This window comes from Paraburkholderia sp. Ac-20347, from assembly GCF_017104805.1.
In the GTDB taxonomy this organism is placed as follows: domain Bacteria; phylum Pseudomonadota; class Gammaproteobacteria; order Burkholderiales; family Burkholderiaceae; genus Paraburkholderia; species Paraburkholderia tropica.
In genome coordinates, this window is record NZ_JAAGPN010000011.1 from 24,293 (window position 1) to 47,863 (window position 23,571).

The following is a 23,571-nucleotide window of genomic DNA, read 5'->3' on the forward strand; positions in this document are numbered from 1 at the left end:
ACGCCGCGAATCGCGAGCGCCCACGCACGATACGCGCGCACGCGCGCGGGATGGGAGAGTTGTCATGTCAGCAGAGCGCGGGACCGTCCCGCTTATCGAAAAGCACACGATCGGCTATGTGCCGCCCGAGGACCGCCACGGCAAGGTGCGCGATCTGTTCACGCTGTGGTTCGGCGGCAATATCGCGCCGCTGCCCATCGTCACGGGCGCGCTGGGCGTGCAGATCTATCACCTCAATCTGTTCTGGGGCATCGTCGCCATCGTGATCGGCCAGGCGGTGGGCGGCGTGCTGATGGCGCTGCATTCCGCGCAAGGTCCGCAGATGGGCATTCCGCAAATGATTCAGAGCCGCGCGCAGTTCGGTTCGTGGGGCGCGCTGCTCGTGACCGTCATCGCGGGCGTGATGTACGTGGGTTTCTTCGCGTCGAACATCGTGCTCGCGGGCAAGTCGCTGCACGGCATCGCGCCGACCGTGCCGGTGCCGGTCGGCATCGTGATCGGCGCGGTGGGCTCGGGCTGTATCGGCATCATCGGATATCGCTTCATACACGTGCTCAATCGCATCGGCACGTGGGTGCTCGGCATCGGCATCGTGGTCGGTTTCTGGATGATTCTCTCGCACGTGCAGAGCGCCGACTTTCTCACGCGCGGCGGCTTCAATCTCGCGGGCTGGCTCGCGACGGTGTCGCTTTCGGCGCTGTGGCAAATCGCGTTCGCGCCGTACGTCTCCGATTATTCGCGCTATCTGCCCGAGAACGTGGGCGTGGCGTCGACCTTCTGGGCCACGTATCTGGGTTGCGCGCTCGGCTCGACGCTCGCCTTCGTGTTCGGCGCGGTCGCGGCGCTCGCCGTGCCGCCGGGCGTGGACACGATGGACGCCGTGAAGCAGGCCACCGGCGTACTCGGCCCCGTGATGCTCGTGCTGTTCCTGCTGAGCGTGATCAGTCACAACGCGCTCAACCTCTACGGCGCGGTGCTCTCGGTGATCACCTCGCTGCAAACCTTCGCGTATCGCTGGATTCCCACCTCGAAAGCGCGCGCCGTGCTCTCCGTCGTGATTCTCGTGGCGTGCTGTTTCGCAGCGATTGGTGCGTCGAGCGATTTCGTCGGTCACTTCGTCGATCTCGTGCTCGCGCTGCTCGTGGTGCTGGTGCCGTGGACGGCCATCAACCTGATCGACTTCTATGTGATTCACGCGGGCCGTTATGACATCGATTCGATCTTTCGCGTGGATGGCGGTATTTACGGCCGCTTCAATCCGCAGGCGCTGATTGCGTACGCGGTGGGCATTGCCGTGCAGATTCCGTTCATGAATACGCCGATGTACGCGGGCCCGGTGGCGGCGCATATCGACGGTGCGGATCTGTCCTGGCTCGTCGGCCTCGTGGTGACGTCGCCGCTCTATTACTGGCTGGCTTCGCGCGACAGCGCGTACCGGCGTCGCCAGCACGCAGGCGTGCCGGTGTGAATGCAAACTTTTCGCAGAAGGAAACCGCAATGACTCTCGAAACGACAACCATCGATACGCTCGTGGTAGGCGCGGGCCAGGCCGGCGTGGCCATGAGCGAACATCTCGGCAAGCTCGGCGTGCCGCATCTCGTGCTGGAGCGCGACCGCATCGCCGAACGCTGGCGCACGGGCCGCTGGGACTCGCTGGTCGCGAACGGTCCCGTCTGGCACGACCGTTTTCCGGGCATGGCCTTCGACGATCTCGATCCCGATGCCTTCGCTTCGAAAGAACGCGTCGCCGATTATTTCGTCGATTACGCGAAGCAGATCAACGCGCCCATTCGCACCGGCGTCGAGGTGAAAAGCGTCGAGCGCAAAAGCGGCGAGGCGGGTTTCGTGATCGAAACGAGCGAAGGCACGATCGAAGCGCGCCGCGTGGTGGTGGCGACGGGACCGTTTCAGCGTCCTGTGATTCCGCCGATCGCGCCGCAAACGAAGGGTCTGCATCAAATCCATTCCGCCGATTACAAGAACCCGCAGCAACTTCCCGCAGGCGCGGTGCTGGTGGTGGGCGCGGGCTCGTCGGGCGTGCAGATTGCCGACGAACTGCAGCGCTCGGGCCGCCAGGTGTATCTCTCGGTGGGCGCGCACGATCGTCCGCCGCGTGCGTATCGCAATCGCGATTTCTGCTGGTGGCTGGGCGTACTCGGCGAGTGGGACGCGGAAGTCGCGCGCCCCGGTCGCGAACATGTGACGATCGCGGTGAGCGGCGCGCGCGGCGGCCAGACGGTGGACTTCCGTCTGCTCGCGCAACAGGGCGTGACGCTGGTCGGTCTGACGAAGGCGTTCGATAAGGGCGTGGCGACGTTCCAGGCGGATCTCGTGGAAAACATCGCGCGCGGCGACGAGAACTATCTCTCGCTGCTCGACGCCGCCGACGCGTATATCGAACGCAACGGTCTCGATCTGCCGGAAGAACCGGAAGCGCGCCGCGTGTATCCGGACCCGGCGTGCATGACGCAACCGATTCTCGAACTCGATCTCGCGCAGGCGGGCGTCACGTCGATTATCTGGGCAACCGGTTATGCGGTCGATTACAACTGGCTGCACGTGAATGCGTTCGACGAGAAAGGCAAGCCGAAGCATCAGCGCGGCGTATCGAGCGAGCCGGGTATTTATTTTCTGGGTTTGCCGTGGCTGTCGCGACGCGGATCGAGTTTCATCTGGGGCGTGTGGCACGACGCGAAACACGTCGCGGATCACATCGTCACGCAGCGCAAGTATCTGGCGTATCAGGACGCCACGCAGCGTGAAGCGCGAGTTCTGCGCGATGAAGCGTCACAACGTGAAGCGACGCAACGCGAAGCGCGCGCGCTCAGCGGCGTGGGCGTGAATTGATGAAATGATTTGTCAATGCGCCGGTGTTCGCACTCAATTGATAACGCGAATGCCGGCGCGTTGAATCGCGCATTCAATGCCCGCGCTGCAATTGTCCCCAACTCACCAGAATTGCCTGAATGCTGCGCGCGTAGGCATCGCGTTCGTGCGGCGATTCCGAGTGATAGGCACCGATCGCGCGCCACGTATTGCCGTATCGCACCATCTTCTGTTTGAGCAGCCACGCGGCCACGAAGATATTCACGCACGGATCGATAAGTGCGCGATGCGGAATGCCCTGACGCGCCAGTTCCGAAAAATGTATGGAATTGATCTGCAATTGGCCGACGTCGATCGAGCCATTGGTGTTGTGATTGATCGCGGCGGCGTCGCCTTTCGACTCGCGCCACGCCACGGCGCGCAGCACCAGCGGATTGACGCCTTGATAGGCGCCGGCTTTCTCGAAACATTCGTCGGCGGTTTCGGCCGCGCGCGCAGCGCCCGAATTGCCGAGCGCGGCGCACAGTGCGAAGGCGCACGCCAGCAGGAATCGCGCGCAATGGATCAATGAAGCGGGTGGCTTCTGCATCGTTCGTTCTCCGCTGCGGCGCTCAATGCGCGAGGGCGACATCGAGTTGCCGCTCGACATCCTTCAAATACGCGCGCGACGTGTCCGAGACCACCAGACGCGGCGCGGGCATCGTGCAATGACAATCGCGCACGCGCGATGCTTTCTTCTTGCGCGCGCTGTGCGTCGGCGCGGGCGATTCTTCGTCGTCATTGTTCGAAGGCGGCAGCATCGCGAGCGACGGCAGCGGCGGATAAACGGCGGACGGCGAGGCCGAAGGCGCAGCCGAGGCGATTACCGTCGCGCCAGCCGATTCGGCGCACGCCTCGGAGGCGAAGTGCGCGCAGAGCGCGAGCGCGGCCGCCGCGAAAATCGTCGTACGCATGCGTTCAGCTCCCCGTCTTCAGCGGCTCGATCGCCACGCTGTACGTCTGGTTCGCGCCCGCGGTGAGATTCTCCAGCAGCGGTTTTTGCGCCTGGCGTGCAGGCACGCCCTTCCAGATCGCTTCGTTGATATAGCGGAGATCCTGACCGAGCGCGGTCACGCGAATCACCGTGGGCTGCTTCTGCGCGGCGGCGAGCGCGCCCGCTTTCGCGAGTACGGCGCTCAATTGCGGATCGCGTGCGCCGAGTGCGTCGGCGGGAATGTCGAAGCGCAGGACCGAAGCCGACGCCGGTGCGTTGCCGCTTTGAGCGGTATTGCCCTGGGGCAGTTGTGCGCAGCCGGTCACGGCAAGTACGGCGAGAAGGAAAGCAAAGCGCGACACGTCCAGCTCCAAAGTTTCGTGGCTATGTGCGCGTTGTCGGCCAATGATGGACCGACTTGAGAGCCTGGCGGCAAACGTTTGCCAAAAAGAAAGAGTTCGCTCGCGAAAGGCGGCTTGCCGGAATGCGGCTGCGAAGTCGCGCGCGTTCGCGCACGGAATTGCTTCGGCGATTTCGCGTGGATTACGTCTGAAGAATCAGGTGGATTGCGCGATTCGTATGATGGATGCGTTTAAATGCAAATGCCCGCGCGCCGTGATCGGGCGCGCGGGCATTCGCGTCATGGCATCACATCAATTCACATCATGCATAGTGAACGACAGTGCGGATCGACTTGCCTTCGTGCATCAGATCGAAAGCCTCGTTGATGCCCGCGAGATCCTTCGTATGCGTGACGAACGGCGCGAGCTGGATCTTGCCTGCCATCGCGTCCTGCACCATGCCCGGCAGCTCCGAGCGGCCCTTCACGCCGCCGAACGCAGTGCCGAGCCAGCGGCGGCCCGTGACGAGCTGGAACGGACGCGTGGAAATTTCCTGACCCGCGCCCGCCACGCCGATGACCACCGACTGACCCCAGCCGCGATGCGCGCATTCGAGCGCCGCGCGCATGACGTTGACGTTGCCGATGCACTCGAAGCTGTGGTCCACGCCCCAGCCCGTCATCTCGACGATCACTTGCTGGATAGGCTTTTCATGATCCTTGGGATTCACGCAGTCGGTCGCGCCGAATGCCTTCGCGAGTTCGAACTTGCCCGGATTCGTGTCGATGGCGATGATGCGGCCTGCCTTCGCGAGCTTCGCGCCTTGAATGACCGCGAGGCCGATGCCGCCGAGACCGAACACCGCGACCGTATCGCCTTCCTGCACCTTGGCCGTGTTCTTCACCGCGCCGAGGCCGGTGGTCACGCCGCAACCGAGCAGGCAGACCTGTTCGGGGTTGGCTTGCGGATCGATCTTCGCGAGCGAGACTTCGGCCACGACCGTGTATTCGCTGAACGTCGAGCAGCCCATGTAGTGATAGACCGGCTGGCCGTTGTAGCTGAAACGCGTGGTGCCGTCGGGCATCACGCCCTTGCCCTGGGTGGCGCGCACGGCCACGCACAGATTGGTCTTGCCGCTCTTGCAGAACAGACATTCGCCGCATTCGGCCGTGTAAAGCGGAATGACGTGATCGCCGGGCTTCACGCTCGTCACGCCTTCGCCCACTTCCACGACGATGCCCGCGCCTTCATGGCCCAGCACGGCGGGGAACAGGCCTTCCGGATCGTCGCCGGACAGCGTGAAGGCGTCGGTGTGGCACACGCCCGTGTGGGTGATCTTCACCAGCACTTCGCCCTTGCGAGGCGGTTCGACGTCGATCTCGACGATTTCCAGGGGCTTGCCCGGGCCGAATGCAACAGCAGCACGTGATTTCATAGCAATCTCGGTATCGGTTAGGAAAGGAGTCGACCAGTCGACCTTGGGGCCGCACGGGCGGCCGGATGTTGAAACGGATTGAACGCGCGCTCATGCGCGTGTTTAGCGCAAATACGAACGTACGAGAGAAACCACCTCTTCGATGGGTTTGTCGGGCGTGCCGTTCGCTGCCGCGAGATGGGAAAACTCCTCGCGCAGATGACTCTCCAGTACCCCGGCCATCAGCCCGTTGATCGCGCCGCGCACCGCCGCGATCTGCTGCAGGACCGGACCGCAATCCGCGCCTTCCTCGAGGGCGCGCTCGAGCGCGTCGATCTGCCCGCGCACACGGCGTACGCGGGCGAGAACGCGTTTCTTCTCTTCGGGGCTATGGGGCATGACGAGTCCAGGTGGGATACTGCATGGGAGTATCCTAGCATACTCCGTGGGAGTATGTTGGACAAACCCGCGCTTTAGCTGCCGACGCCTCGGCGCTTAGCAAAGAATAGTCAATGCGCATGGAGCGCGCTTATTCGACACGTCTGCTTACATTTAAAGCGCCGGACTATGCGCCGATTATTCATACAAAGCGTGACCGGAAATCGACATAACAGTAAGATTACGCATTCAAGAAATAACGAATAACAGAGGCGAAGATGGGGGTGGGGAATATAAGCAGTCTGATAAGCGGGGCCGCATTGCTGCAGGACGGCCGCCTGCTCAAACTCGATACACCGCTTGGCGATAATGTATTGCTGCCGCAGCGTGCTATCGGCCATAGCCGTATTGGCCGCGATTACGACTTTACGCTCGACGTCGTCGCTACGGACGAAAACGTCGATCTGAGCAAGCTGATTGCGCAGCCCGTCACGCTATGGCTGCAGCAGGCCGACCAGACCTATCTGCCGTACCACGGCTACGTCCACACGGCCCGCCGGCTGGGCGCGGACGGCAGTTTGACGAGCTATCAGCTGGAATTCGCCTCGTGGCAGCACTTCCTCAAGTTCCGCTCGGATGCCCGCATCTGGCAAGACAAAACCGCCGACGCCATTCTCACCGACGTCTTCAATGCGCATCCGCAAGCGCAGGGCGCATTCCGCTTTGTTATTCAAAATGCATTGCCTTCGCGTTCGTTTTGCGTGCAATACGAGAGCGACTGGAATTTCTGCCAGCGGATTATGGAATCCGAAGGCCTGTTCAGCTATTTCGAACAGGCGGCTGATGGAAAATCCCACACGGTCGTAATTACCGACAATATCGGCGCATTGCCCGCTTTAAATCCGCAATCGGTTAATTTTTACCGATCGGGCGTGAATAGTGAAACCAATGCGCTGGTGCAATGGAGCGGTACGCGCACGCTGCAAAGCGTGACGCTGGCCACGCGCACATTCGACTACAAGTCGCCTTCCACGTCGGTGAATCCCAAAGGCACGTCGGTGCCGACGCTGGCCACGCAGGGCAATCTGCCGCAGCAGGCCGAAGTCTACGAATACACGGGCGCGTACACCTACGGCGAGCAGTCGCGCGGCGACACGCTCAGCGAAATCCGCATGCAGGAGTGGGAGTCGCGCGCGAAGCGCTTCGAAGGCGCGGGCGCCGTGCGCAATCTCGACGCCGGGCGCTGGTTCGAACTCGACGGCCATCCGGTGCACGATGCGGACAGCCAGCAGGATCGCCAGTTTGCGGTGATCGACGCGCGCTGGTTCATCGAAAATAATCTGCCCGCAACGACCTCGCAGACGCAATCGTTTCCGCACAGCCTGCAAAGCGAACTGGCCGCGATCAAGAGCGCGAATCAGGGCGACAGCGACGCGCTGGTGGTGAAAGCCTCGGACGGCAGCGAAGGTTTTCTGCTCGTGAAAATCGAAGCGCAGCGCAAGGCGGTGCCGTATCGCAGTCCGCTTGAACATCGCAAGCCGGAAATGCGCATGCAGACGGCTATCGTGGTCGGGCCGTCGAACGAAGAGGTGTATACCGATTCGCTCAATCGCATCAAGGTGCATTTCCATTGGGACCGGCTCAATGCCGGCGACGAAACGGCGTCGTGCTGGATACGCGTGGTGATGTCCGATTCGGGCAGCAGTTACGGCGGCGTGCACGTGCCACGTGTGGGCGAAGAAGTGATCGTGAACTGGCTCGACGGCGATTGCGATCGACCGTTGGTGACGGCGCGCGTGTACAACGGCTCGACCACGCCGAACTGGAATTCGAACGGTATTCTTTCGGGCTACAAGTCGAAGGAATACGGCGGCAGCGGCTATAACCAGCTCGTGATGGATGACGCCACCGGCCAGAATCGCGCGCAGCTTTTCAGCACGAGTGCGAATTCGCAACTGCATCTGGGTTATCTGGTCGCGCAAAACGCGAATTCACGCGGCGCGTATCTTGGCAGCGGTTTCGATCTGAAATCGGATGCATTTGGTGCGATCAACGCGGGCCAGGGCCTGTATCTGAGCACGTACGCGAAAAGCACGACGAGTCAGCAACTCGATGTTGCCGAAGCGCATTCGCAATTGACGAACGCGCAGGAGACGATCGACGCGCTTTCGCAGGCGAGCGAATCGCACCAGGCCGAGACCTTGCAGGACGGCACGAATGCGCTCAAGACCTTTGCGAGCGCCACGCAATCGACGAAACAAGGTGCGAGCGCGAGCGGCGGCAATACGGCCGGCGGCGGCACGGGTAGCGCGAACGCATTCACCGATCCGGTGATGCTGATGGCGAGCCCGTCGGGGATTGCGCTGTCTACGCAGCAGTCCGCGCATGTGACCGCCGCACAGCAAATATCGGTGATCAGCGGACAGAGCGTGCAAATCGCGAGCGGTAAATCGCTGATTGGCGGCGCGGTGGAAAAGATCAGTCTCTTCGCGCAGCGCTCCGGCATCAAACTATTCGCGGGTAAAGGCAAAGTCGAAGTGCAGGCGCAATCGGATAATGTCGAACTCGTTTCGCAGAAAGCCACACGTCTGATTTCGGCGACCGAAAACGTCGAGATCGCGGCGAAGAAAGAAATCGTGTTGACGTCGGGCGGTGCGTATATCCGCATCAAGGACGGCAACATTGAAATTCACGCGCCCGGCACGATCGACGTGAAAGGCACGCAACATAGTTTCGCAGGCCCGGCGCAGCAGAACTATCCGCTACCCGTATTCGCTCAGGCCGAAACGCAAGGACCGGTCGCCTTCAATATGGTGCTCGCGGATATGCCGGGACCGAACGGCCATCCGTACATCAATATGCCGTGGCGCATCGTCTCCGCGCGGAGCGCGAACGACGCGCACATGTCATCCGATTTCATACTCAGCGGCAAGAGCGATTCGACGGGCAAAGTCGCGTTGTCCGCGGCCGATCAGAAGACGCTGCACGACGCCTGGAACGCCACGCCCGGACAGATCTGGCTCGCGTACGGCGGACAGGTGCATTCGCTCGCATTGAGCCGCCAGACCGCGGACTGGACGGAGAACGACCGCTTCTACGAAGCCCTCGATGCGATGGGCTATAGCCAGCGCATGTACGTCACGGAACAGGGCGACGTCGATCAGGGCTTTGCAAAACTCGCGCGCCAGGAATGGCAGACCGATAGCGATGGGACGTTGTTGGACAAGTTGAAAGGAGAGGCTTGATGGAGGCCACATCGCTCGAGGGAAACACGGGGTTGCTTTTCGACTCGTCGCCGATTAAAACGCTGCGCCAGATTATCGATGAAGCCGGGAACGCGTTGACGTCCAACGCAGCGGACAACCGTTGGGTGCTCTCCGACCAGTCGTTCTCCTGGCCGCGCACGGGCAACACCGTCACGCCGTTTACGACCGGCAAGAGCTATTTCAAGAAACTGGCGGAGGAACTCGAAGGCGCGCAGAAGTCGATTTATATCGGCGGCTGGCAGGTGAACTGGGACGCGCAATTCGCGCCTGGCGGCCTGCGCCTTTTCGACGTGTTGCTGAAAGCCGCGCGCGCCAATGCCGGGCTGAAAATCTACGTGATGCCGTGGAAGCATTCGCCGCCGGTCCAGACGTACGACAAGCAGACCGTGCCGGTGCTCGAGGCCATCAACGAGCTCGTTGGGCGCAAATGCGTGACGGTCACGCTCGCTGCCTCGTTAGCCGATGAGGACCCGGGTTTCTTCAGTCATCACCAGAAGTTCGTGGTGATTGACGAGCACAAGGCGTTTATCGGCGGCATGGATGTGTGTTACGGCCGTTTCGATGACGAGACCTATGATCTGCACGCGGATGCGGAAGGACGCGAGGGCCTGAATCGCTATAACGGCTGCATACCGCATTTGGGACATGTGAAACCGGAGAAGCTTGTCGATCCGGATCTGCTCACCGGCGCCTATGACAATCACCCGACGTTTGGCGGACGCTGGGCGTCGAATCGCACCGAGATTCTGAAGAAAATCGAAAATGGCGCGGTGCAGACGGACTATAGCGGCGAGACGCCCTACTGGTCTGCGATGTCGCGTCCCACCGGTCTGTCACCCAGCGACGCCACGCTCGACGCCACGCGGCAACCGCGCATGCCTTGGCAGGACGTGCACGTCCTCATTGAAGGACCGTCCGCTGCGGATATTGCGCGCAATTTCGTCTATCGCTGGAACAGCGAGGGCGGAGAAAAGACGCCGCTCGATTTGCCCGCGGAGCCTGAGTTCGTTTCGGGCGGCTGCACGGTCCAGGTGCTGCGCAGTGCGCCGTTCAAGATGCGCAAGGCTGAATACGCGGCCTTGAAGGACGATGCGAAGAAAGACGTTACGCAGCCGACTGGAAAACAGTGCGAAATCGCGCTGGCGATGAAGAACCTCATCGAAGGTGCAACTTCGTTTATTTATATCGAGAATCAGTTTTTTGTTTCGGCGTTTGGGGTGGAGAACACTGATCCGGAAAAAACGGCGCCGGATGTTACGTCGACAGAACCTTTGTCCGGTCCGGCTGCCAAGGTCAAAGCAAGTGGCTTCCAGGAGTGGGCGACGCATCTCGTCTCGGACAAACCCAACGAAGCGCCGAAAAATTTCATCTGCGAAGCGCTGGGGGAGCGGATCGGCAAGGCAATCATGTCGGGCGCGAAGGAGAATTTCCACGTCATCATTACGCTGCCTGTTCATCCGGAAGGGAAGCTGAACGATGGCAATATCATGACGCAGGTCCACTGGACCATGCAGACGCTGGTGTTCGGCAGCTTCAGCTTGCTGAATCGCGTGCGACGCTATATCAAAGCCAGGGAGTTGCGCGACAAGAAGGTCGCCGACTGGAAGAAGGTGACGACGGATGCGAACGATCGTCGGTACGAAGACGTGGATATGGAGCGGTGCAATGACTATGTCACGCTGCTCAATTTGCGCAATTGGGCGCAGTTGGGTGATCGTTATGTAACGGAGCAGATCTACATCCACACCAAGATGATGATCGTCGATGACCTGTTTGCGCTTTTGGGCAGCGCGAATATCAATGACCGCAGTATGCTGGGATCGCGCGATTCGGAAATCGCCGTGCTCATCTCGGATTCGGCGAAAGAAAATCACGATATCAGTGGGAATGGGGACGTCCGGATCACCCGCAATTTCGCGCGCGAATTGCGCAAAGGCGTGTGGAGCAAGATATTCGGTCTCACAGGGAAAGTGAGGTCGGCTGAAGCGTTGAGGGGCGCGGTGGATCAGCCCGCGAATCCGGAGAACTGGAAGAAGATTCAGCAGGTGGCGGATGCGAACCGGCTGATTTATGAGGCGGCGTTTGATTTTATTCCGCGGAATACGGTTTATGAAAATGCAGCCGATGGACTGGGTGCACACGCGTCGATTTGGCCAACGTGGGACGCGAAGAAAAACTCGCTGAAGAGTCCCATGCCTTTCGATTCCGAATTCTGGACAAAGCCGCGTCACAGCTCGAGCGCGAGCGCGCTAGGGGACGTGACTGGGTTTATCGTAGCTCTACCTATCCATTGGACCCAAAACGAGAACAATAATTTAGGTTACGCGATATCCCTGGTGGCTGAGAATACGCCGCCTTCTGGGCGAGATGAACTGGACACTGATGCGCCTCGCGAGTTGGCGCAAACTCAGGACCCGCTGACAGGAACAATCGGATAATGAGTAAATTGGCAATCAGGCTGAGAACGCTGAGTCGCTGCTCCGCGTTACTTTTCACGATTCTGGGAGCGACACAGATACAAGCAGCACAACAGATGGAATGTGTAGGGCGATATCGTTTGACCTTGCCATCCGAAGCCGAGGTCGCGATGGACACCGCGAAGTCGTTCACAGAACTGCAAGACTCCCCAATCCGATTCGCGGACAACGTCGTGGCCCCGCTCTCTGTATTTGCATATGATGGCGGCTTCAAAATAAGCAGAGGTCTTTCGCAGAACGCGTTCGATGAGGTGCTGAATCACGCGAAAGAGCGTGTGGCCGCGAGTGCCGATAAACCGTACGATGACCAGCGGATCACACTTCTTCCCGTGAAAGAGTCTCATGGACTCGCATGGAAGAATATGGAAAATTCGGGTTTCTACGTTTACCGGGACCGGGTTGCAGTTTCATTCGTAGCTGACTCTGTTCCAGAGAAAAAAACGCTGAATATTCTCGCGAATACGCGCGCGCGGAGTGACGGAGAGGTACCCGCGATGGCTGGCGTATGTTTGCCAGGTCTATTCGTTGAAGGTGACGGCCCCGATGAGTTGCGCAACATCGGTGTGACATTCCGATTAAAGGCGCACCCGGACGTACTAATCTTTTTTCACGACTTGAAAGTTTTAAAGGATCAACCGCAATTGACCTCTCGTCAGAAGAACGAATTCGTCTGGAGCAGCGAGTTCGGTGTCGGAAAGGCGGTTAAATTACACGGCGTCTTTCCGTGGCGAACCGTCAAGCTTGACGGCCGCGAGGGGGTAGGTACGTTCGCTACAATCACGCGTCGGAATGACGCGACAGACTACGGCTATCTCGTGACGGTGCAGGGCGATCTTAACGCCCCAACCGATACACCCGACTTGCTCTTGTATGTCGAACGCAATGCCTCCGCATCCCAGGGAAAAACCCCCGTCACCGCCGACGAGTTAGAGAAAATCGGCGAAGAAGTGGCGGCTTCGATAAGGCGTCGATGAGCGTGCCGAACCACTTCCCGTCACTTGCGAGCGCAGCAAGCAAGACAACATCAAAGGCGGTGATGCCGCTTCGATCAGTGGCGTTGCTGATCTTCATGTTGAAGACAACGCACGCGCTGGCTGCACCGCAAGAGGAGTGTGTAGGGCGATATCGCTTGACTTTGCCTTCGCGGGCCGAAGTCGCCATGACCACGGCGAAGGGGTTTGCCGATGGTCAGGTGGCACCTATCAGGTTCGCCGACGGAACGAGTGCACCTCTTTCTTCGTTCGCCTACGATGGCACATTTAAAATCACCGCAGGCCTTCCACCGAGCGACTTTGACGCGCGAGTGAAACGGGCCAAAGATCAGGTCGCAGCGAGCGCAAAGGAGCCTTACGCAGATCAGCGATTCATCGTGCTTCCAGTAAATGACGCCAGGGGCTTTGCGTGGCGAAGCACAAAGGCCGTGGGTTTCTATACCTATAAGGATGGGACGGCAGTCTCATTTCTCACGAGGTCCGTCTCCGAACAACGCGCACTTGAAGTTTTAGCGCACGTCAACACGCGAGCCGAGGGCGAGGTGCCTGCGAAGCCCGGCGTCTGTTTGCCAGGACTCTTCATCTCCAGTGACCAACCTGACGATGTACGCAACATCGGCGTGACATTTCGGCTCAAGGAACATCCTGATGTGCTGGTTTTCTTCCACGACTTGAAAGTGCTGAAAGATCAACCCAATCTGACCTCACGCCAGAAGAACGAATTCGTGTGGACCAGCGAGTTCGGTGTGGGTAAAGCCGTGAAATTGCACGGCGCATTCCCGTGGAAAACTGCCAAACTTGATGGCCGTGAGGGCGTAGGCTCATTTGGTACGATCACACGCAATGACGATTCGACGGACTACGGTTATCTCGTGACCGTGCAGGGCGATCTGGACGCTGCCATCGATACGCCCGACTTGCTACTGTATGTCGAGCGAAATGCTTCTGCATTGCAGGGAAAATCCCCCGTCACAGCCGATGAGCTGGAAAGAATCGGCAAAGAAATTGCGGCTTCCATCAAACGACGATGACTTCGTTAAGGCTTCTCTCTTTCCGCAGTGGTGCGAGACATATAAAGGCAGCAAGGCCATCGAAGGAATTTCGATCAGCGGCGTTACTTTTATGCACGTTGTGGGCATCGCACTCGTTCGCTGCACCACAAGAAGAGTGCGTAGGGCGATATCGCTTGACCCTTCCCAGCGAAGCAGATGTGGCGCTCACGACAGCCAAGGCTTTTCGCGAACCTCAGGAATCGAATATCCGTTTTCCCGACGGGCTTTTTGCGCCGCTTTCATCGTTTATCTACAACGGGACCTTCTACATCACGGAAGCCATCACGCATGACGGCTACGATGCGCTCGTCGATACGATGAAGAATCGCGTTGCGGCAAGTCAGAACAAACAGTTTCAGGATCAGCGACTCTCGGTTTTGCCGGTGCGGGATACGAGTTCGTTTGCCTGGTCGGGCCGTGGCGGAGCGGCTTTCTATGCGTTCAAGAACGGAAGAACCATCACGTTCCTCACAAAATCGCAAGACGTGCAGGAGGCGAGCGGTGATGCGCTCGAAGTATTGGAACATCTGGAACCACGCAGCACGGGAGATATCCCAGTTGAGCCGGGCGTTTGTCTGCCCGGCTTGTTCGTCAAAACGAGTCAGGTGGACAAGAGCCGCATCGTTGGCTCAACATACCGGCTGCAAAGCCACCCGGATGTGTTGATCTTCTTCCGTGATTCCAAAGCATTAAAGGATCAGCCGAAGCTAACTGCACGTCAGGAGAGTGAATTCGTCTGGACCAACGAGTTCGGCGTGGGCAAGGCCGTCAAAATTCGCGGTGCGAGCCCGTGGCGCACAGTAAAACTCGACGGCAGGGAAGGCGTGGGATCCCTCGGTGCAATCACAAGGAACGACGATTCGACCGACTACGGTTATCTCTTGACGGTGCAAGGCAATCCTGATGCGTCGACTGACACGCCCGACTTATTGCTGTATGTCGAACGCAATGCCTCCGCAGCAGAGGGCAAAGCCCCTGTTACCGCCGACGAGCTCGAAAAGATCGGCGAAGAAATAGCGGCTTCTATCAAACGGCGATGACTTCACTAACGCTTCTCTCTCTCGGCAGTGGTGCGAGACATATAAAGGCAGCAAGGCCATCGAAGATATTTCGATCAACGGCGTTGCTTTTATTCACGTTGTGGGTATCGCACTCGTTCGCTGCTCCGCAAGAGGAGTGCGTAGGGCGATATCGTTTGACCTTGCCATCCGAGGCTGACGTCGCAATGAGCAGTGCGAAGTCGCTCACCGGACCCGATGACGAGCCGATTCGTTTCCCGGACAATCTGAATTCGCCACTATCTATCTTTGCCTTTGATGGCGCGTTCAAGATCAGTAGAAACCTTGCTCCGGCCGCGGCGGATGCGCTGATGCGACATGCCAAAGATGCTGTTGTGAGGAGCGCCGAAAAGCCGTACGAGTATCAGCGATTCAAACTCCTCTCGGTCGAAGACGCCAATAGCGTCGCGTGGAAGAGCCCGGACAAGTCTGGGTTCTATACTTTCAAAGATGGGACGACTGTCTCGTTCATAGCAGACCTGATTCCTGAGCAGAAAACATTGGAAATACTTGGCAGTCTCCGGGTGCGAGGCGATGGCGAAGTGCCTTCGATGCCCGGCGTGTGCCTCCCGGGCCTGTTCATTGAACGCGACGGCCCTGACGCGCTGCGCAACGTCGGCGTGACATTTCGGCTCAAAGATCATCCCGATGTACTCATTTTCTTTCACGACTTGAAGGTCTTGAAGGACCAGCCACGGCTAACTTCGCGCCAGAAGAACGAGTTCGTCTGGACCAGCGAGTTCGGCGTGGGCAAGACCGTAAAATTGCACGGTGTATTTCCGTGGCGCACCGTCAAGCTCGATGGCCGCGAAGGTGTGGGTTCGTTCGCCACCATCACGCGCAGAGACAATTCGATGGACTACGGTTATCTCGTGACCGCGCAGGGCGACCTGGACGCTGCCGCCGATACGCCCGACTTGCTACTGTATGTCGAGCGAAATGCTTCTGCATCGCAAGGAAAATCCCCCGTCACAGCCGATGAGCTGGAAAGAATCGGCAAAGAAGTAGCGGCTTCCATCAAACGGCGATGACTTCACTAACGCTTCTCTCTTTCGGCAGTGGTGCAAGACATATAAAGGCAGCAAGGCCATCGAAGACATTTCGATCAGCGGTGTTGCTTTTATTCACGCTTTGGGTATCGCACTCGTTCGCTGCTCCGCAAGAGGAGTGCGTAGGGCGCTATCGCCTGACTCTCCCCGACGAGGCAGATGTGGCGCTCACGATCGTCGAAGCCTTTCGCGGGCCGCAGGAATCGAATATCCGCTTCCCCGATGGGCTGATTGCGCCGCTTTCCTCGTTTGTCTACAACGGAACGTTTTATATCAGCGATGGCATTTCGCGTGATGGCTATGATGCGCTCGTCAACGCGATGAAGGATCGTATCGCGAGGGAGCAGGACAAGTCACCGGACGAACGGCCTGTGGTTTTGTCGGCGCAGGGCTCGGGCTCGTATGCGTGGACGGGTCGCGGCGGAGCGGCCTTCTACGCGTTCAAGGACGGAAAGACCGTGTCGTTCGTCACGAGATCCGACGACAGGAATACGGCGAGCACCACCGCGCTTGAGGTTCTGACGAATCTACAACCACGCGCAGTTGGAGAGGTTCCAACCGAGCCGGGAGTCTGTCTGCCAGGCGTTTTCGTCAGGACGAGTCAGGTGGACAAGACGCGCATAGTCGGTGTGAGCTATCGACTGAAGCGTCATCCGGATGTGCTGATCTTTTTCCGCGATACGAAAGTACAGAAATATGCGCCCAGGCTAACTTCACGTCAGGAGAATGAGTTTGCGTGGACGAGTGCGTTCGGCGTGGGCAAAGCTGTTAAATTGCACGGCGCATTTCCGTGGCGCACGGTGAAGCTCGATGGGCGTGAAGGCGTGGGCTCATTGGCCACCATTACACGACGGGACGATTCGATCGACTACGGATATCTCGTGACCGTGCAAGGAAAAGCGGATGCGACCGTGGATACCCCGGACCTGCTTCTCTATGTCGTGCGTAACGCCGCAGCAGCCAACGGCAAAACCCCTGTAGCCGAAGACGAAATCGAAGAAATTGGCAAAGAAGTGGCGGCTTCGATCAAACGACGATGACGTCGTTACCACTTCTCTCTTCAGGCGACGGTGCGAGACACATGAAAGTAGCAAGGCCATCGATGACGTTACGATCAGCAGCACTGCTTCTCTCCATGTTGGGGGGAACACACGCGTTGGCGGCACCACAACAGGAATGTGTAGGTCGTTATCGGTTGACGTTACCGTCCGAGGCGGAAGTGGCCATGACCACCGCCAAGGCATTTACCGATACGCAGATCAAACCGATTCGTTTCGCCGACGATTTGCCCGCACCACTCTCGTCCTTCATATACGACGGCAAGTTCGAGATCAGCAGAAGCGTTTCCCAAAGCGAATTCGACGCGCTGGTGGGCCGTGCGAAAGATGAGCTTGCCGCGAGTGCGAAAAAGCCTTATGCGGATCAGCGATACATCGCCTTGCCGGTGAGCGCCGCGCGGAGTTTCGCGTGGTTGGGCGCGAAGGATTCGGGCTTTTACACGTATAAAAATGGCACGGCAATTTCATTCATTGCTCAACCCGCCTCGGAGAAAAGCACGACATTTGTCTTGGATAACGTCAGAGCGCGGGATGATGGTGAGGTTCCGACCGCTCCGGGCGTGTGCTTGCCGGGTGCCTTCGTCGAGAGCGAGCAACCGGATCGTGCCCGCTCCGTTGGCGTGACCTTCCGCTTGAAAGATCATCCCGATGTGCTGATTTTCTTCCACGATTTAAAGGTGCTGAAGGATCAGCCCAAGCTGACCTCACGCCAGAAGAACGAGTTCGTCTGGACCAGCGAATTCGGTGTCGGTAAGGCCGTCAAATTGCACGGCGTGTTCCCGTGGCAAACCGTCAAGCTCGATGGCCGCGAGGGTGTGGGTTCGTTTGGCACGATCACACGCAACGACGATTCAACGGATTATGGCTATCTCGTGACAGTGCAGGGCGACCTTAACGCCTCAACCGACACCCCCGACTTGCTCTTGTACGTCGAACGCAATGCCTCCGCATCCCAAGGCAAACCCCCCGTCACCGCCGACGAACTCGAAAAAATCGGCGAAGAAGTTGCCGCATCGATCAAGCGCCGCTAACGCAATCCGCTCACAACCCAGCTGCCGCTGCGCCCGACTAACCCGCATTCACCTGCACGTGATAAACCGCCCACGGGCAGGTCACAAACCGCTCCTTCAGCGGCTTGCTGGCCTGCTCCGGAACGCGGTCGGCATCGTACACGGCCCATAGCGGCCCGAGTCCACCCAGCGGCATGGGCTTGCCATCCAGATGCGTGGCGACGATAAAGCGCCACGCCCGCAGATTCTCCAGCGACACCATCACCGCATAACCATCGATCGCACGCAGCATGACCTGCGCCGTCCCCGCGCCGGTTACGCCCGCAACTTGCAGCACGTCGACGAGCAGCGGACCTGAGAGCGTATGCAACTGCTGATCGTATTCCAGCGTGGGGCGGATCGTGACTGCTGGCAAGCGCATCAGCGCGGGAAAGTCGAACGCATACGCTTTGTCGAACTTCACGAGCTGTTTCTCGAACAAGCGATCGAACACGTCGACACCGCCGCGATTGTGCCGGCCGATATCGCCGGAGATCGTCAGCACGGCGGGCGAGGTCGCATGCGCGGCGCCACTCGCTTCGTGCTTTGCGGCGAAGGCCGCCGGTGCGACGCCGAACGCGGCTGCGCCGCTCAAAAATTGCCGCTTGTTCATTTCGGATTGCCCTTTCGTTGACGCTGGCTGGCCGTGGACGGGAAACTGGGTGATGGTATCGACAGAAACCGGTTGCAGTATATATCGGCGCGCCGCCCCGTTCAGGCTGACCCAACGCCCATACGTTTCGAAAATATTAGTTAGGATGGCGAATGAAATTGAGGGGGCCGAAAAACGTAGCACATATACGTCGGTATAACTCCGTTAAACCGATCGCCGTATCGTCTGCACGACGCGCCGATGCTAGGCTTCAGATCAATATGGGCCGCCCTGTCCGCGCGGCGGCGCATCGAGCAATCGATTTAACGGAGTGTACTGAATGAAATTCCTTCACATCAAGGCCTTGCTGAGTGGCGCGACGCTGGCGCTTGCCATCTCGGCGAACCAGCCTGTCATGGCGGAGCAGCCGTCGCCCGACGCATCGCCCATTTATGGCGTGACGATTCCGCCAGGCTATCGCGAGTGGCAGATGATCGCGCCCGCCGCCGAAGCTGCGCCGCTCGACGAATTGCGCGTCGTGCTGGGTAATCCCGCTGCAATCAAGGCGATCAAGAATGCGACGCTGCCGTTCCCGGACGGCGCGGTGCTCGTCAAGCTGGCCTACAAGAAAAAGCAATCCGATGATTTCGCGCCCGCCACGGTGCCGGGCCAACCCACCACGGTGCAGGTCATGGTGAAAGACTCGAAGCGCTATGCGTCGACGGGCGGCTGGGGTTTCGGTCGCTTCATCGACGGCAAGCCTGCCGATCTGAAGCAGCACCAAACCTGTTTCGCGTGTCACGCCGAACGCGTGAAGGACCGCGATTATGTCTTCACACGTTTCGCGCCTTGAGAGAAAACCGACGTTCAAAGTAAAGCGCGCCGCTGCAACGAGCGGCGCGCACCGAATCACCCGCCAATTAAAGCCCTGTTCGCACGGGCAACGCCGTCACACCACGCAGATTATTGCGGTGCTGCCAGACCAGCGCGTCGAGATTCTCGGCCTGTAGCGCGGGAAAGCGATCGAGCAGGTGGCCGATCGCGACTTCCATTTCGAGCATGGCGAGCCGCGCGCCCAGACAATAATGAATGCCCGCGCCGAAAGACAGCGATTTTGCCGTATCGTCGCGCGCGAAATCGAGTTGGTCCGGCTGCGCGAAAGCCTGCGGGTCGCGATTGGCCGCGCCAATCAACATGAAAACGACAGAGCCGCGCGCGAGCCGCGCATCGCCCACGTCGATATCGTCGAATGCCGTACGCACGACCATTTGCACGGCGCCGTCGTAACGCAGGCACTCGGCAATCGCGCGCGGCAACAGCGTGCGATCGTTCTGCAGCGTCTGATACTGATCGCGATGCCGAAACAGCGCGAGCATCGTATTGCCGATCATGTTCGACGTCGTTTCGTGTCCGGCAATGAATAGCAGGACCGCGTTCGACACCACCTCTTCGTCGGTGAGTCTCGCGCCATCCACCTCCACGTGCAGCAGCGCGCTGATCAGATCGTCGGCGTGCAGCGCGCGCCGTTGTTCGATCACGTTAAGGAAGTAGCGTTCGAGCGTGAGCGCGGCTTCGTCGGCGGCGCTCAGTGTTTGTGCGTCGAGCGGCGCGAGGTCGAACGCGGCGACCAGTCGACCGGCTGCGCCTGCGAGCGCGTGTGCGTCTTCGAGCGGGACGTCGAGCAACTGGCAGATGATGCGCACCGGCAATGGCAGCGCGAAATCGCGCATCAGATCGAAACCGGTATTCGTGCCGATCGCATCGAGCAGTGCGCGTGTGGTGGCGTCGACCGTGTCACGCAGTTTCTCCATTTGCCGCGCGTTGAAGGTCTTCATCAGCAACGCGCGCAACCGCGTGTGCGTCGGGGGATTCATCATCAGCAAGGTGCGGTTCAGCGACTGGAATACGGGACGCGCCGTTGCCGCTTCGCTGTAGCGCGCGGCCACGCTTTGCAGATACGTTTTGCCCATGCGCGGATCGCGCAGCAACGCGTCGATCACATCGAAGCGGCCCGTGACGAAAACTTGCGGCGCGATAGGCAGCAACGCACCGGCCGCACGAATCTTTTCATACGCGGGATACGGGTTGGCGAAGAACGCGGGCGAGGTGAAGTCGGAGAATTGCATGACGTTGGGCGATGAGTGTGGGCGGATCGTAGTGTAGCGAGGTGTTGTGTAAATCGAGCGTTCAGGGGCGCGCTTCGAGCATCTTGACAAGCGTGTGCAGCGTGCGATTCGCGGGCGTGGCAATACCCGCATTTAAACCGCGACGCACGATCGCGCCGTTGAGATGATCGATTTCGCTGGGCTTGCCACGGGCGAGGTCTTGCGCGGTCGACGAATATTGACCGGCGGGAATGGTCGCTTCAATGCGCTCGACGATTTGCGCGGGTGTGTCGTCGAAATGCACGCCTTCGGCGGCTGCAACGGCCAGACATTCGGTCACCACGTCGCGCATGGTTTCGCGCAGCGCGTCGCGTTGCGGCATGGCGTCGAGCGGCAATTGAACGATGGCCGACACCGCGTTGTACGCGCAATTGAGTACGAGTTTGTGCCAGAGCGTGGCGCGCACGTCGCGGGCGATGCGAGTGGGGATTGCGGCGTCGAGCAGCGTGCGTGCGAGCGCTTCGCTCGAAGGTGTGTCTTCGATCTCGAGATCGCCGCGTCCGTGATGCAGTAAATGGCCGGGCCCCGCCATTTCGCTCGCCACATACACGGCGGCGCTGATCACGGGCTGTGCCAGTTCGGCGCGCAGAGTCGCTGCATTGTCGACGCCATTTTGCAGGCTCACGACCATGGCATGCGGTGCAATTGAACGGCGCAGCGCGCGAGCGGCGTCCTGCGTATCGGGCGATTTCACGCAGACGAGCACGGTGTCGGCGGACGTGGCCGCCTCGATTGCAGTCGAGGCTTGCACGGGCAGGCGCACGTCGAACGCTCGCGACTGAAAGCGCAATCCCTGCGCGCGAATGGCATCCACATGCGTCGATCGGCCGATCAACATCACCTCATGACCGCGTCGTGCGAGCATGCCGCCAAAATAGCAGCCGACCGCGCCGGCGCCCAGAACCGCAAACCGCATACTGTCTCCCGTGAAGCGAAACTGGCCGCACGCACCGGCCCGTCGATCACCGAGAACGCCTGGCGGCCGCGTTTTATTCCCTTCATTGTTAATGCAGGGGCGCAAAAACCGGCAAACGCTCGCGAATCCAGTCGAGCAGCGCCGCCGGTCCGGGCGCGAGCGCGCGATTCGACTTCACGAGTAAGCTCGCGTGCGTACTTTGAAAAATGCTGTGCTCGATTGGCACGGTTGTCATCTCGCCGCGCGCGACTTCGGCTTGCGCGGCGAATTCGCCAATCAGCGTGACGAAATTCTCGACGGCCACCATGCGTTTGAGCGCCGCCACGGAATTGCTCGTCATGGCGGCGGGAATCTCGATGTCTTCGGCGAGTTCGACCATTCTCACTGCGTAACCGATACCGAACGATTCGGGCATCAGCGCAAGCGGATACGCACGGAGGTCTCCAAGTTGCGCGGCGGCGCGCGCTTTCGCCAGCGGATGTCCGTTGCGCAGCAACAGCACAACCGGCTGGTTCGAACTCGCGAGGCAGCGAATCAGCGGATGCGGCGGCGGATTGTAGGCGAGGCCGATATGGGAACGGCTCGACGCCACCTCGTCGATCACGCCGTCGCGACCCAGCACGCTCAACTCGATCGTCAGCGACGGATAGCGAGCGCAAAACGGCCGGAGCACGGCGTCGGTGAGCGTATCGACGAAACCTTCGCTCACGGCAAGGCGGATACGCCCGTGTTGCAAACCGCGCAGCGCGCCGAGTTCGGCCTCGAGCTTTTCCTGTTGCGCGCGGCAGCTTTCCACGAAGTCGAGCAGATGCGCGGCGGCGTCGGTCGCGCGCACGCCTTTCGCGGAGCGATCGAACAGCGTTGCGCCCAGTTCGTCTTCGAGAATGCGGATTTGCCGCGTGATGACGGAGGGCGACGTATTGAGGCTGTCGGCGGCGCCACGGATCGAGCCGTGGTCGAGGACCGCGTGGAAATAGCGCAGGCGTTGATGATTGAGTTGACGCATGGTGCTCACCTGATCGAATGTCGTGCGTTGCCCGCAAGGCAACAGGGGTGGGGCGCAATTGCTGTTGTCCAGAGCGCGCCTTCCTGACACCATCGCTAAACCGGATGCTTTTCGCATTTAATCAGCGATCCGAATTAATGTTCGCGGTGGAATAAAGAAGCACTTAGTCATGGTTGCAGATGCCCCTCAAAAGCCGGACCACATCCTGATTGTCGACGACGACCAGGCGCTACGCGAGCGAATCGCCACGTATTTGCAGGCCAATGGCATGCGCGTTACGCAGGCTTCGCGAGCGCGCGATCTGCGTGCGCGGTTGAATCAGGCCGAGCCCGATCTCGTCGTGCTCGATACCCATCTTCCCGATGCGAATGGCCTCGCGCTGTGCGGCGAATTGCGTGCGAACCGGCGCTTTCACGCGCTGCCGATCGTGCTGCTCTCCACGCGTCACGGCGTGGAGGACCGCATTGTCGGCCTCGAAATGGGCGCCGACGATTACCTCGCCAAGCCGCTCGCGACTCGCGAACTGTTCATGCGCATTCGCGCGATCCTGCGCCGCGCGCGCCTGCCGCCGCCAGGACTCGCCGTCGCGCAAACGCCGAGCGTGCTGCGCTTCGGCGAATGGCGGCTCGACACGTTGGCGCGTCGTCTCGTGGACGAGAGTGGCGCAACGGTGGCGCTGAGCAGCGCCGAATATCGTTTGCTGCGCGTGCTGCTCGACTATCCGAACCGCGTGCTCTCGCGCGATCAACTTCTCGACCTCACACAAGGCCGCGAGGCCGATCTGCTCGACCGCTCAATCGACCTGCTCGTGAGCCGCGTGCGCCAGCGCCTGCGCGACGGCGTGCGGGAAGGCCGCTACATCAAGACGATACGCAACGAGGGCTATCTGTTCTCGGCGACCGTCGTCGAAGCCATCGGCCCGTGTGCATCGGCGTGTTGCGAGCTTGCTTGAATTCCCG

Annotated in this window: 21 protein-coding genes; 12 read left to right on the top strand and 9 right to left on the bottom strand. The window is 59.9% G+C overall.

The annotated features are described in order from the left end of the window. Positions 1 to 64 precede the first annotated feature (64 nt). A complete protein-coding gene (locus G3N97_RS03770) occupies positions 65 to 1,468 on the top strand; it encodes a cytosine permease (RefSeq protein ID WP_205991973.1) in 1,404 nt (467 codons plus the stop codon). A gap of 29 nt (positions 1,469 to 1,497) precedes the next feature. Continuing rightward, positions 1,498 to 2,847, top strand: a complete 1,350-nt coding sequence (locus G3N97_RS03775) for an NAD(P)/FAD-dependent oxidoreductase (protein ID WP_205991974.1) — start codon at positions 1,498 to 1,500, stop codon at positions 2,845 to 2,847. A gap of 73 nt (positions 2,848 to 2,920) precedes the next feature. Here G3N97_RS03775 and G3N97_RS03780 read toward each other — a convergent pair whose 3' ends face one another. The 5 genes from G3N97_RS03780 to frmR all read right to left on the bottom strand — a co-directional run bounded on the left by G3N97_RS03780 (position 2,921) and on the right by frmR (position 5,953). Next, complete coding sequence (locus G3N97_RS03780; RefSeq protein ID WP_205991975.1) at positions 2,921 to 3,415, bottom strand: lytic transglycosylase domain-containing protein; 495 nt, start codon at positions 3,413 to 3,415, stop codon at positions 2,921 to 2,923. 22 nt (positions 3,416 to 3,437) lie between these two features. Further along, on the bottom strand, positions 3,438 to 3,779 hold the full coding sequence (locus G3N97_RS03785; protein ID WP_205991976.1) for a hypothetical protein: 342 nt from the start codon (positions 3,777 to 3,779) through the stop codon (positions 3,438 to 3,440). 4 nt (positions 3,780 to 3,783) lie between these two features. Further along, positions 3,784 to 4,161 (bottom strand): hypothetical protein, encoded by a 378-nt coding sequence (locus tag G3N97_RS03790; RefSeq protein ID WP_205991977.1) that lies wholly within the window; start codon positions 4,159 to 4,161, stop codon positions 3,784 to 3,786. 301 nt (positions 4,162 to 4,462) lie between these two features. Beyond that, positions 4,463 to 5,575, bottom strand: coding sequence for an S-(hydroxymethyl)glutathione dehydrogenase/class III alcohol dehydrogenase (locus G3N97_RS03795; protein WP_074986954.1), 1,113 nt, complete (start codon positions 5,573 to 5,575; stop codon positions 4,463 to 4,465). A gap of 102 nt (positions 5,576 to 5,677) precedes the next feature. Continuing rightward, positions 5,678 to 5,953 (bottom strand): formaldehyde-responsive transcriptional repressor FrmR, encoded by a 276-nt coding sequence (gene frmR, locus G3N97_RS03800; protein WP_065058649.1) that lies wholly within the window; start codon positions 5,951 to 5,953, stop codon positions 5,678 to 5,680. 257 nt (positions 5,954 to 6,210) lie between these two features. Here frmR and G3N97_RS03805 point away from each other — a divergent pair, with 257 nt between their 5' ends. The 8 genes from G3N97_RS03805 to G3N97_RS03840 all read left to right on the top strand — a co-directional run bounded on the left by G3N97_RS03805 (position 6,211) and on the right by G3N97_RS03840 (position 17,915). Then, the gene (locus G3N97_RS03805) at positions 6,211 to 9,177 is read left to right on the top strand and encodes a type VI secretion system Vgr family protein (protein ID WP_205991978.1); all 2,967 of its coding nucleotides are present in this window, start codon (positions 6,211 to 6,213) and stop codon (positions 9,175 to 9,177) included. Next, positions 9,177 to 11,636 carry a phospholipase D-like domain-containing protein gene (locus tag G3N97_RS03810; protein ID WP_205991979.1) on the top strand — a complete coding sequence of 820 codons (2,460 nt, stop codon included), beginning with the start codon at positions 9,177 to 9,179 and terminating at the stop codon, positions 11,634 to 11,636. The genes G3N97_RS03805 and G3N97_RS03810 overlap by 1 nt, the downstream gene beginning before the upstream one ends. 149 nt (positions 11,637 to 11,785) lie before the next feature. Continuing rightward, complete coding sequence (locus G3N97_RS03815) at positions 11,786 to 12,649, top strand: T6SS immunity protein Tli4 family protein (protein ID WP_205991980.1); 864 nt, start codon at positions 11,786 to 11,788, stop codon at positions 12,647 to 12,649. Beyond that, complete coding sequence (locus G3N97_RS03820) at positions 12,646 to 13,698, top strand: T6SS immunity protein Tli4 family protein (RefSeq protein ID WP_205991981.1); 1,053 nt, start codon at positions 12,646 to 12,648, stop codon at positions 13,696 to 13,698. The genes G3N97_RS03815 and G3N97_RS03820 overlap by 4 nt, the downstream gene beginning before the upstream one ends. Before the next feature lie 155 nt (positions 13,699 to 13,853). Then, the gene (locus tag G3N97_RS03825) at positions 13,854 to 14,759 is read left to right on the top strand and encodes a T6SS immunity protein Tli4 family protein (protein ID WP_205991982.1); all 906 of its coding nucleotides are present in this window, start codon (positions 13,854 to 13,856) and stop codon (positions 14,757 to 14,759) included. Between the two features lie 185 nt (positions 14,760 to 14,944). After that, the gene (locus tag G3N97_RS03830; RefSeq protein WP_205991983.1) at positions 14,945 to 15,808 is read left to right on the top strand and encodes a T6SS immunity protein Tli4 family protein; all 864 of its coding nucleotides are present in this window, start codon (positions 14,945 to 14,947) and stop codon (positions 15,806 to 15,808) included. A gap of 179 nt (positions 15,809 to 15,987) precedes the next feature. Beyond that, the gene (locus G3N97_RS03835; protein ID WP_205991984.1) at positions 15,988 to 16,866 is read left to right on the top strand and encodes a T6SS immunity protein Tli4 family protein; all 879 of its coding nucleotides are present in this window, start codon (positions 15,988 to 15,990) and stop codon (positions 16,864 to 16,866) included. A gap of 185 nt (positions 16,867 to 17,051) precedes the next feature. Next, positions 17,052 to 17,915 carry a T6SS immunity protein Tli4 family protein gene (locus G3N97_RS03840; RefSeq protein ID WP_205991985.1) on the top strand — a complete coding sequence of 288 codons (864 nt, stop codon included), beginning with the start codon at positions 17,052 to 17,054 and terminating at the stop codon, positions 17,913 to 17,915. Positions 17,916 to 17,952: 37 nt separating this feature from the next. Here the strand turns inward: G3N97_RS03840 and G3N97_RS03845 are convergent, their stop codons facing one another. Further along, positions 17,953 to 18,729, bottom strand: coding sequence for a molybdopterin-dependent oxidoreductase (locus G3N97_RS03845; RefSeq protein WP_346778013.1), 777 nt, complete (start codon positions 18,727 to 18,729; stop codon positions 17,953 to 17,955). A gap of 136 nt (positions 18,730 to 18,865) precedes the next feature. On the opposite strand from G3N97_RS03845, the gene G3N97_RS03850 reads away from it, so the two are divergent. Continuing rightward, entirely contained in the window at positions 18,866 to 19,378 is a 513-nt protein-coding gene (locus tag G3N97_RS03850; protein ID WP_205991986.1) for a cytochrome P460 family protein, read from the top strand. Positions 19,379 to 19,445: 67 nt separating this feature from the next. Here G3N97_RS03850 and G3N97_RS03855 read toward each other — a convergent pair whose 3' ends face one another. The 3 genes from G3N97_RS03855 to G3N97_RS03865 form a co-directional block, all read right to left on the bottom strand. After that, positions 19,446 to 20,651: a cytochrome P450 gene (locus G3N97_RS03855; protein WP_205991987.1), complete on the bottom strand. Its 1,206-nt coding sequence runs from the start codon at positions 20,649 to 20,651 to the stop codon at positions 19,446 to 19,448. A 61-nt stretch (positions 20,652 to 20,712) separates the two neighbouring features. Further along, positions 20,713 to 21,606 (bottom strand): ketopantoate reductase family protein, encoded by an 894-nt coding sequence (locus tag G3N97_RS03860; RefSeq protein WP_205991988.1) that lies wholly within the window; start codon positions 21,604 to 21,606, stop codon positions 20,713 to 20,715. Between the two features lie 88 nt (positions 21,607 to 21,694). Next, complete coding sequence (locus tag G3N97_RS03865; protein ID WP_205991989.1) at positions 21,695 to 22,612, bottom strand: LysR family transcriptional regulator; 918 nt, start codon at positions 22,610 to 22,612, stop codon at positions 21,695 to 21,697. Positions 22,613 to 22,781: 169 nt separating this feature from the next. Here G3N97_RS03865 and G3N97_RS03870 point away from each other — a divergent pair, with 169 nt between their 5' ends. Continuing rightward, on the top strand, positions 22,782 to 23,564 hold the full coding sequence (locus G3N97_RS03870; protein ID WP_205991990.1) for a response regulator transcription factor: 783 nt from the start codon (positions 22,782 to 22,784) through the stop codon (positions 23,562 to 23,564). Positions 23,565 to 23,571: the final 7 nt, after the last annotated feature.